Source organism: Clostridium sp. AF37-5 (genome assembly GCF_003477605.1).
Classification (GTDB): domain Bacteria; phylum Bacillota; class Clostridia; order Lachnospirales; family Lachnospiraceae; genus Eubacterium_F.
Genome location: NZ_QUDR01000037.1, coordinates 1 through 10,298, shown reverse-complemented (window position 1 = coordinate 10,298; position 10,298 = coordinate 1). Strand labels below are relative to the sequence as shown.

The 10,298-nt window shown below is 42.6% G+C and carries 5 protein-coding genes; all 5 read left to right on the top strand.

From position 1 onward, the window contains the following. Positions 1-4,555, top strand: a 4,555-nt coding sequence (locus DW019_RS14405) for an RHS repeat-associated core domain-containing protein (RefSeq protein ID WP_147353042.1), incomplete at its 5' end; no start/stop codon positions are given. A gap of 17 nt (positions 4,556-4,572) precedes the next feature. Further along, the gene (locus DW019_RS14400) at positions 4,573-5,169 is read left to right on the top strand and encodes a hypothetical protein (RefSeq protein ID WP_117480044.1); all 597 of its coding nucleotides are present in this window, start codon (positions 4,573-4,575) and stop codon (positions 5,167-5,169) included. Between the two features lie 269 nt (positions 5,170-5,438). Then, positions 5,439-6,818, top strand: coding sequence for a transposase (locus DW019_RS14395; protein WP_118444015.1), 1,380 nt, complete (start codon positions 5,439-5,441; stop codon positions 6,816-6,818). A 402-nt stretch (positions 6,819-7,220) separates the two neighbouring features. Further along, on the top strand, positions 7,221-7,691 hold the full coding sequence (locus DW019_RS14385; protein ID WP_117480041.1) for a hypothetical protein: 471 nt from the start codon (positions 7,221-7,223) through the stop codon (positions 7,689-7,691). 481 nt (positions 7,692-8,172) lie between these two features. Then, a partial coding sequence (locus DW019_RS14375) for a DUF6531 domain-containing protein (protein ID WP_147353041.1) occupies positions 8,173-10,298 on the top strand: 2,126 nt, incomplete at its 3' end.

Genomic DNA, 10,298 nt, shown 5'->3' with positions numbered 1-10,298 from the left:
TGAAAATAAACTTCTTACGGATGAGATAAATTATGGGAAAGAAAAGGAGGAAAATAGTTACAAATATGACAAGGACGAGAACGGTTCTCTGGTGACGTTAGAGACCAGTAGGTTTTGGGGTAAAAAGGGGAGCGGAGCAGTCACTTCAAAGCAGGGGTACACCTACGACAATTATCGAAATGTCCTGACAGAGAAATCCCCCAAAGCTTACCTTGCAAAAAACAAGGGGAAAGAGCATCTGTATACAGTAACATATGCTTACCATAATACGGATGCCGGTTATCCTGCCGATGACAGGCCATTCTGTTTGTGTATATTGACAAAACAGGAATTATACGATTCAGCAAAGACAAAAATCAAACTGGAAAGCAAAATTGCCTCTAATGGCATTGATTACAGCAGTATCTCGGAGCAGAGGAGTGTAGGTGGTGCTGCCTATAAAACAGTATCCAAAACAGATTTCAAATATGATGCCCAGGGAAATGAAACCCAGGGAAAAGTTTTTCCAACCTATGGCAGTGATGGGGAAAAGGAAATCATCCAGAATGATTATACATACAATGCGTTGGGACAGCAGACCAAGAAAGATGTCACGCTGGATTCTGCAAAAAACCCGTCATCAAACCGCACCTACACGGAAGAAGAAATCACTTATGATTCCTTTGGAAACTGCCTGTCCACTACAGATGAGAATGGTCTTGTCACAAAAACCTCCTATGACCCGGAAACTGGGGAGGAAAAAGAGACCATAGAGGCGGCAGGGACAGAGTATGAATCCAAAGACAGGGAATATGTATCCACAGATGCCCTAAAAACCATGACACTGGACGAGTATGGACGGGCAGCTATCGACATACAGGATGCTTTTGACAATACCATCATCAGCAAGGACGAAGCATCCGGCACATGGACAGAAAATGTTTATGAATACGGAGCAGAGACCGGGGAAGAGGAGGATGACCCGGATTTAGAGCAGGAAGAAAATGACCGTCTGCTGGAGAAACGGACATATGCTTTCAAGCCCGACGAAAAGAAATTCATCGTCAATGAGGATGGGAAAACGGTTCCCAACTTCTACATTACGGGCAGGGGAAACAAAGTATTAAGCGGCAGCAAATATTTCTATGACGATGCAGGCGAAGAGATCGGCAGTGCCAGCTTCAGCAACGGGGAACTGGATGCCGCCCACTGCACCTCTTGGAATTTTACCAAGGAAGAAACAGAAGTCATCGGCGAGGATGATGTGGCACAGACGATTACCATCAGTTACAGCAAGGAACTGAATCCATTGGTATATCAATCGGAGGTGGATACAGATAATTATTACGACCAGTTTAATGATGCCGTGCTGAGTGAGAACATTACCGAAACTGTGTCGGACGCAGAGGGAAATATCCTGTCCAAGACAAGTACCACCATCCGGGGGAAAAATCGTTCCGAAGTGATTGCCACATATGAGACAGACGATTTTGGAAGAAATGTCAAGGAAAACACAGTTACTAAAAAATACCAGGATGGGAAGTGGCTTCCGTCTTATGAGGAAGAAGTTCTTCTGGTATACGATGAAAATGGAAATGTCAGCCAGACCGAGACAAAGAGCCGGAAAGAGGGGGATACGGACTGGCAGTCCCGGATAACGAAGGCGGATTATGACGACCAGGGAAATATTATAAAGGAATACACTCCGAAGGGTGTGGGAGAAGGCGTTTCCACCCAATATACCTATGACATTCTCGGTCAGATGATACGGGCAGAGTATCCGTTGGAAAAGGAAGATGGAAGCATCCATTATCAGACCACCACGACAGAGTATGATACCACGGGAAATGTCATAGCACAGAATGAAAAAATAGATGCTGACAGGACGACAAGAACGGAGTATACTTATGATAAGCGGGGCAGCCTTGTCATGGTTAAAAACTGCATGGAAGATGGAAAAGCGCAGTACGTCCAGTATGTCTATGACATTATGGGAAACAAGGTGCGCCAGTTTACGGGCATGACCAGCCCGCTCACGATAGTAGTATCCGAGGTTCCCGGTGAAAATGGGGAGTCTTCTGGCGAGGGGGCAGAAGCTGGAAATGCGGCGACGGAAAGTGAAGCCGGAGAAAAGGGAGAGGAAGCGGATACCTTCTCTTATGCAGGAAAGACCTACCGCCTTACCGTCAGCGGGAAGAAAAAGACCGATACCATTGCCGAGACAAAGTATGAATATAATGAAAAAAATGAATTAGTGGCACTCATCGACCCGGAGGGAAGAAGGGAGAGCTATTCTTATGATGAAAACAGCAACCTCACCAAAACGGTAGATAAGAATGGCAACACCCTGAAAAACACCTATGACTACCAGAACCGCCTGACGGAGATGGTGGCAAAAGAAAAGAAGACAGGGAAAGAGACCACCCATTCCTATACTTACAATGCCTATGGGGACGTGGAAACCCAGGACGGCACCAGATTTACCTATGGGGATGTATCCGGGCAGGTTACCAGCGAGACCACCAAACTGACCAAGAACAAGGACGTGGTTAAGCATTATACTTACGACAGTGCCGGCAATAGGTCCGCCTTTACTGTGGCCGTGGGCGGGGAAAAGAAGCTTTCCCTCCGCTATGCCTATGACGGGGAATCCAAACTGGCATCCGTTACCGATGAGAAAGGCCGCAAGGTAGTGGGATACACCTATGACAAGGACGGAAACCTGTCAGAGAGGAAAGTGCCGGGAAATAACCTGACCACCACTTATGCCTATGATTACCAGAACCGACTGACAAGGATGAAGAACCAGACAGGCAGTGCCGGGGTGGTTTCTAAGTACAGCTCAGAATACTTAGAAAACGGTCAGAAATCCAAAGAGGTTTCTGCGGTTCTTGGCAAAGATGGGAAGAAGCGGAGCAGTACCGCCACTTACACCTATGACCTGCTTGGCCATATCCGGAAAGAGACAAGAACCGGAAGCGACGACATCATCTATTCCTACGACAGTAACAACAACCGTAAGGAAATGAAGGCAGGCAATAAGACCACTGCTTACCGCTACAATAAAAATGACGAGCTGCTCCGTACAGACACTTTAAATACAGATACGGAGGAGGACTCCGTTGTTATCTACAAGAACGATAAAAACGGAAACCAGCTTGCCACGGTTAACCGCTATGAGATTCCAAGCGACAAAAAAGACCGAACCTACATTGACATAGACGTGACACTGGGAGACAACCGACTGAACGAGAATGTTGTCAACCACTATAATGCACTGAACCAGCTGACAAAAACGCTTACCAGAGACAGCAAAGTAAGCTTTACTTATGATGCCGAGGGGCTGCGAACCAGTAAGACTGTGAATAGAGAGAAGACAGTCTTTGTCTGGGATGGCGACGAGGTTGTCATGGAACTGTCCGGCAGCGGCAAGGTGCGGAAGCGGTATATCCGTGGAAACGACCTTGTGTATGCGGATCAGGGAGACGGAACAGAGCAGCAGTATTATATCAAGAATCCCCATGGCGATGTCGTTCAGCTAACAGATGACAGCGGCAAAGTCATTAAGGACTATGAGTATGATTCCTTCGGGAATGAAGTGAACCCGGATAAAAAGGATGAGAATCCCTTCCGCTACTGTGGGGAATACTACGACAGAGAGACGGAGACTATCTATCTCCGGGCAAGGTATTACCAGCCGTATCTGGGAAGATTCCTGACGAGGGATACCTATACCGGGGAAGAAGATGACCCGTTAAGCCTGCATCTGTATACTTACTGTGGGAATGATGGAGTAAATAAGGCAGACCCAAGTGGGAATATTTTTGAGACGATACTGGATATTGCGAGTATTGGACATAGTATTTATACGCTGGTCACTGAACCATCTTGGGAAAATGTGGCAAACCTGGCATGGGATGTTGGAGCGACTATTGTTCCCGGCGTACCTGGTTCTTATGTTGGAAAAGCTGGTAAAGCTATTTCCAAAGTAGTAAAGAGTTCAAAAGCAGTGCAAAAAGGTACAAAATATGCGAGGAAGGCTAAAACTGCTGTCAAAACTGCTGTATCTAGTGCAAAAACTGTTGGAAAGCGAGTTGTAAAAAAATCTTCTAAGGCTTTAAAAAAACGGGTAAATTTAAAAGGGAAAAATCTAACTAGACGAACTAAAAATGCTTTAAATAAGGCTAAAAAAAGTTGGAAAAAACCGGGTAAGAAACCTGTAAAAAAACCAACAAAAAAGTCAGATATCCCAATTTATAAAAGAGGGGAATCTGGGGAAATAGCATTGAAAAAAGCATATGGCGGAGGTCATAAAACATTTAATACATCTGGGGGAAAACGTGTAGTGGATGTGTTTGCAAATGGAATTGCACATGAAAGTAAAGTTGGATATGTTTCAAAAACCCAATTTATACAAAAGCAGATAGAAAAAGATGTAGAACTAGTTCAAACGGGAAAAATAAAGGCAGCACATTGGCATTTTTATAGAAGCCCCACAACGGGGAAAATAGGAGCCTCAAGGCCGTTGTTAAAACTACTAGATGACTGCAATATTAAAGTCACAATACATTATTAATGCTAGGAGGGACTGTAATGGAGTATATTGCTGCGGAAGCAGAGTCACCTATAGAAAAAGGGGATTTTTTAAGTTTCACCAAGAGAGAAGCGGAAATCTATTTTAATTGGTATATAGAACATATTGATGAAAGGATAGAATATTTGTGTGAATATGTTCATTCACAAGGTCAATCTATAGAGCTGGACTTTTCTGTTAATTCAATAATTGAAATTTGGGATTGGTATGTAAAACAAATAAAAATAGAACGATATACACGGAGTGAATTAGAAGAAATAGCAAAAGAATATCCGCAATGGATTCGCGAAGAAATCATATCAGACGATATAAAATTGAGTTATGAGACACTGGCAATTTGTAGTGATGTGGCCATCTATTTTGCTGAAGTTTTTCGGAGACAAAATGAAAATGATATTTCATGGGGGTTTTTTACAAAACCGAAAAAACAGTATTCGGTTAATGAGCCGGTTTTATTAGGTTTTATAGGAAATGATTGTTTGAATCCAAGAAGGACGGTATATCATTGTACCCTTCATTATATAGATTGTGAAAAAAGATTTACTTTATACGAGATGTATAAAGTATGGAAGAAGAAGGTTGAAACAAATAAGTAAAAGGCACCCAAAGAATAAAGGGCATAGCAAACAAACCATTTTTCGGTGGCTGAAAAAATAAATATAGACACAACACCTAATCAGGTAACAGGAACAGCATCCTTTTTGATGATATATCCTCGTTGTTTAAGTAACTAAAACTTCCCACACCGATATGGTGTGTTGAACCTTGAAAATTCAATATTTTAGCCAATAAAAAGGGCATAAACCTGTTCCGTTTGGTATAATGGAGTTGTCGAAAAACCATCTTTACAAAGGAGATTTATGCCATGTCCAGTATACCACAAAACCATTCCGATGAAAAAGCCTTAGTTGACTGTGTTCAGAGATTTTTTTCTAAACACCATGTTGGCAAGCTTCTTGCCAGATGCAATGGAACGAAAGAAAAAGGTGTTTCTCCTGTTTCTCTGCTTCGGTACAAACTCAGCAACATTTTTGTCGGAAGAAGCATGTATATGCAGCAACGGACCAGCTCTTTTAAGGAAGATTTTTCCAAGGACACATTCTACCGTTTCCTTAATTCTACAAAAACAAACTGGCTTCGTTTCACTTCTCTTCTTGCAGCGGATATCGTAGATCATGACATCAAAAATCTGACGAATGATAGCAGGAAAAATGTTTTCATCATTGATGACAGTCTTTTCAACCGCACCAGTTGCAAGAAAACAGAACTGGGATCAAAAGTTTTTGACCACACGGATATGCGTTTCAAAATAGGATTCCGAATGCTTACTTTAAGCTGGAGTGATGGAAATACATTGATTCCCGTAAACAGCTGTCTGCTGGCATCTGCAAAAGATACAAATATCATTGGTCCGGTAAAGAACTTTGATAACAGAACCCTTGCTGGCAAAAGACGCAAGCTTGCTCAGACAAAAGCACCGGAAGCAATGATGACTCTGTTGGACACTGCGCTCAGTGCAGGACTGAAAGCGGATTATGTCCTGTTTGATTCCTGGTTTTCCAACCCGGCACAGGTCATAGACATTCATTCAAAAGGTATGAATGTGATTGCCATGATCAAGAAAAGCAGCCGGATCAAATATTCGTACTGTGGTGAACAGCTGAATATCAGAGAGATCTATTCCCAGAATAAGAAGCGTCGTGGCAGATCAAAATATCTGCTTTCCGTTGACATTATGGTCGGAAAAGAGAATCCGATTCCAGCAAAGATCGTTTGTGTAAGGAACAAAGTGAATCGCAAGGACTGGCTTGCTTTTATCTGCACAGATACGACTCTTTCCGAAGAAGAGATCATCCGTATTTATGGAAAACGATGGCAGATCGAGGTTTTCTTTAAAACCTGCAAATCCATGCTGAACCTGATTGGAGAATGCCATAGCTTATCTTATGATGCACTGACAGCCCATGTGGCCATTGTGTTTACCAGGTATATGTTACTTGCAATGGAACAACGCCAAAATGAAGATCAGAGAACTCTTGGTGAGTTGTTCTTCTTTCTTGTCGATGAAATGGCAGACATTACTTTCAGCAGATCACTTGCTATTCTGATGGCTGCCTTAATGGCAAGCCTTCAGGAAATCTTAAAGCTCAGTGACGAGCAACTGACTGCTTTTACTTCTGATTTTGAAGCAAGATTACCTGAATATTTGTGCAATGCACTCCATCCAGAGATTGCAATGGCATAAATCACTATTTTGTTAGCTGAAATATTGAATTTTCAAGGTACGAATCCCGTTTCAGGTATGGGAAGTTTTAGTAACTTTAATAATGGAAGTCAGGATATTGGTTCACGAGCAAAGGATAGAGAGAATGGTAGATTTGAGGAACTTGGATGGGCGCGTTCATTTGAAACATATGGCTATGTTCACATGGATGTTACATGGAAAAATAGGACTGCAAAAATCAAGATAAAAGTATATAAAGGAAGTAGCAATTGATGGAACTAAAAACACTGTATCGGCAATTTTTATAAAACAAAATAAGAAAATTGCTATTTAGTTGCATTTAATATTGTTGTGCAACGCACAGATTTAAAGTCATAGAAATGATTATTGGGATATGAGAGATGACAAAGGAGGATTTGCCTTATGTTGAAATTGCATAAATGTATGGTTGGAATACTGATATTTGCCTGTGTCTTGTTATTTGTATTATTGTTGTTTTTTTGTTTGAATAGAAACGAGGCGAAGGTTGGTACTGATATAGAATTTGTCCAAAAACAATTTCCATGCATTGAAGAAATAGAGGAAGTGAAATATTATTATGATGTAAAAAGCAATGAAAGAGAGATAGGACTTTCAAATATAGAATTTGATGGTTTTATAAAGATTGGAGAAAATTTTTGTTGCAAAATAACACAAGAATATGACTGGAAAGAGACTAAAAAGGCCAAAAAAATAATACCAAAGAAAATACTCGTACAGAAAAGTAATCTAGAATATAATTTTTTGTATAGTTATGATTTTTCTAGCGATGGAAAATATATATCGGACTCGTGGGTAGGAGATTTTTATTTAGATAAATCGCACAGGGTTCTTTATTTTGAGTGTGAATGGTAATTTTTAGGGATAGACGGAAAGAGAAGAGTAGATTGATGATGACAGTAAAGATCCAAAATTGATAGCAAATCTTGTAAAGGATGGAAACTATGATATGCCGTATCTTCCGGAGGGGTTGTATGCGGAATTAAGGAGATACTTCATGTTCCGAGACCAGCTTACGGAGGATTGAATTCGAAATCTGAACCAACTGCATAGGGAAATTTTCCACGGAGGAGCAGTTAGGCCTCACAAAAGCGCAGAACCGGCGGTTAAAGGATAGATCCCTCAGCAAAGAGGAGCGGACCAACGTGGCGCTTCTGATTTTGAATGAGACCTGTACTTTTGAAAAAGTGCTGGAACAGCTGGATGCCGGAAAAACGGTAGAAGACCTGATGAAAGAGAAATCAGAATAACATATGAATGGAACAGATGGGGAGCGGTTCATTTTATTACTATGATGTGCGATGAATCGGAATGAAACAGATAGGAGTGAATATTTATGGGAAAGATCAAAAAGGGAATCACAAAAGCAGCAGCCACAGCCTTGCTTTGCGGAGCAGTACTTTTTGCTACCGGCACCACCTGTCAGGCGGCAGGGGAAACCTATGACACAGCGATGGAAGCAGCGTATGGCGACACCTTCCGGAGTGTGTATGAAAACCGCCTTGCCGGTTCCCCGTTGGAAGCCGAAGCAGCAGATGGTGTTGATACCGCCACCGGTCATCTGATGCTTTCCCGGACAGATCTTTCCCTCGAAGGAACAGGCGGCATGGACTTTGAACTGAACCGCTATTATGACAGCAATGAAGCAAATCTTGGACATGCCACGGTGGAATATATAGAGGATCTGGAGGTGGATACCCTCTGGGTTTACTACACAGCCTCAGACGGCTCTCAAAGACGCATTGTCGTGAACGCCGCCGTTTTGAAAAACCATAAAAATGCGTTGAAAAACCTGTTGGTAAAATATGAAAAGGGCGCTGGATGGAAAGGGGTGTCGCTTAATGGAAAAAAGCATTATGAGGAAGACACCCAGAGAACGAAGATTGTCAGTAACGAGGGACATAACGTATATGGTTTGGCGAGTGGCTGGCGGTATGATTTCCCGTGGATCGAAACAGTTACGTTGACAGAAGAGGAAGGATGGGGGAAGAATCCTACCTACCTGCATTACGGCAGTGCCGGTGTGGCAAATATCGAAACAGAGGCAGATGACGATAATAAATGTTATCATATCAAGGGACTGGAAGGCTATGATTATGATGACATTAAACTGGAAGACTGGGACAAAAGCGTAGACGGTATCGCCTGTAAATACCTTCTGAGAGATAAAACCGGACTCCGTACCTACTTTAACGAGGACGGAGTAATTGTGCTGCAGAAGGATGCCCATGATAACAAGATTACCTATACTTATACAGACGGCATTTATTTCAGTAAAATCACGGATTCCGTCGGACGGGAGATTGCGTTCCATTATAACAACGACGATGGGGAAAAGACCCTTTCATCAGTAACCGTTCAGGGCAAAGCTGCCGGGGGAGGCGTGTCCAAGAAGACAATCTCTTACGAAACGGAAGAAAAATCCTATACACCTCATCATGGGGACAGGCTGCATGGTGTGATCCTGACCAGTGCGACCGTAGACGGCAGCAAAGAAAAGTATAGTTATAAGACGGTGGAGCGGCTGGTCAACACCTCCGGTGCCGGGGTGGCATCCCAGCGTGTTTCTACGAACCAGAGTTACCTTCTGAACAAAATCACGGCAGACGGAAACGAAACCCACTATGAGTACCGTGCCGGTTCCCTGCATGGCACAAAAGATGCCGGTGCCGGGCAGAAAAGGGATGTGGTGACGGAGCAGTTTTATGTAACCAGGGAATATGAAAAAGATACGAAGACGGGCAAAAAATCAAATGGCGTCAAATACGATTATTTCCAGAAAAAAGGAACCGACGGACTCCGTTCCTATGATGATTTCAGGGAGCGGGAAAAAGACGATAAAGGCAACTGGAAAACCGCTTATGAAGTCTGGCAGTACGGAAATGAAGGACTCCGCACGGTAACGGTTGTCAGCAGCTTTAATCCGAACAAATATAAAACAAACGGAAAGTATTATGATTATACCTATAAGAAATCCAAAATCAACCCGGATACCTTAAGGCTTAAAAAGGATACCAAGAAAAATGTCAGTCTGTATGTATATAATGAAAATAAACTTCTTACGGATGAGATAAATTATGGGAAAGAAAAGGAGGAAACCCTGTACAGTTATGATAAAAATGAACAGGGTTCCCTCGTACTTACGGAAACCGACAAGTCCTTCGGAAAGAAGGGAGATAAGGCTGTCACGACCAAACAGGGGCATACTTATGATAAGTACCGGAATGTCTTAACCAAGAAATCCCCCAAAGCATATCTGGCAAAAAATAAAGGGAAGGAACACCTGTATACGACGACATACACGTATCAAACAGCTCAAGGATATCTGGCAGGGGACGCTGCTTTTGTATGCCCTCTGGTGACGGAGGAATCCTATTCTGGTGCAGGTACAAAAAATAAACTGGTAAGCACGGTGTCGACACGGCAAGCGGGCGGCTCATGCTTTCCCGTACCGACCTTTCC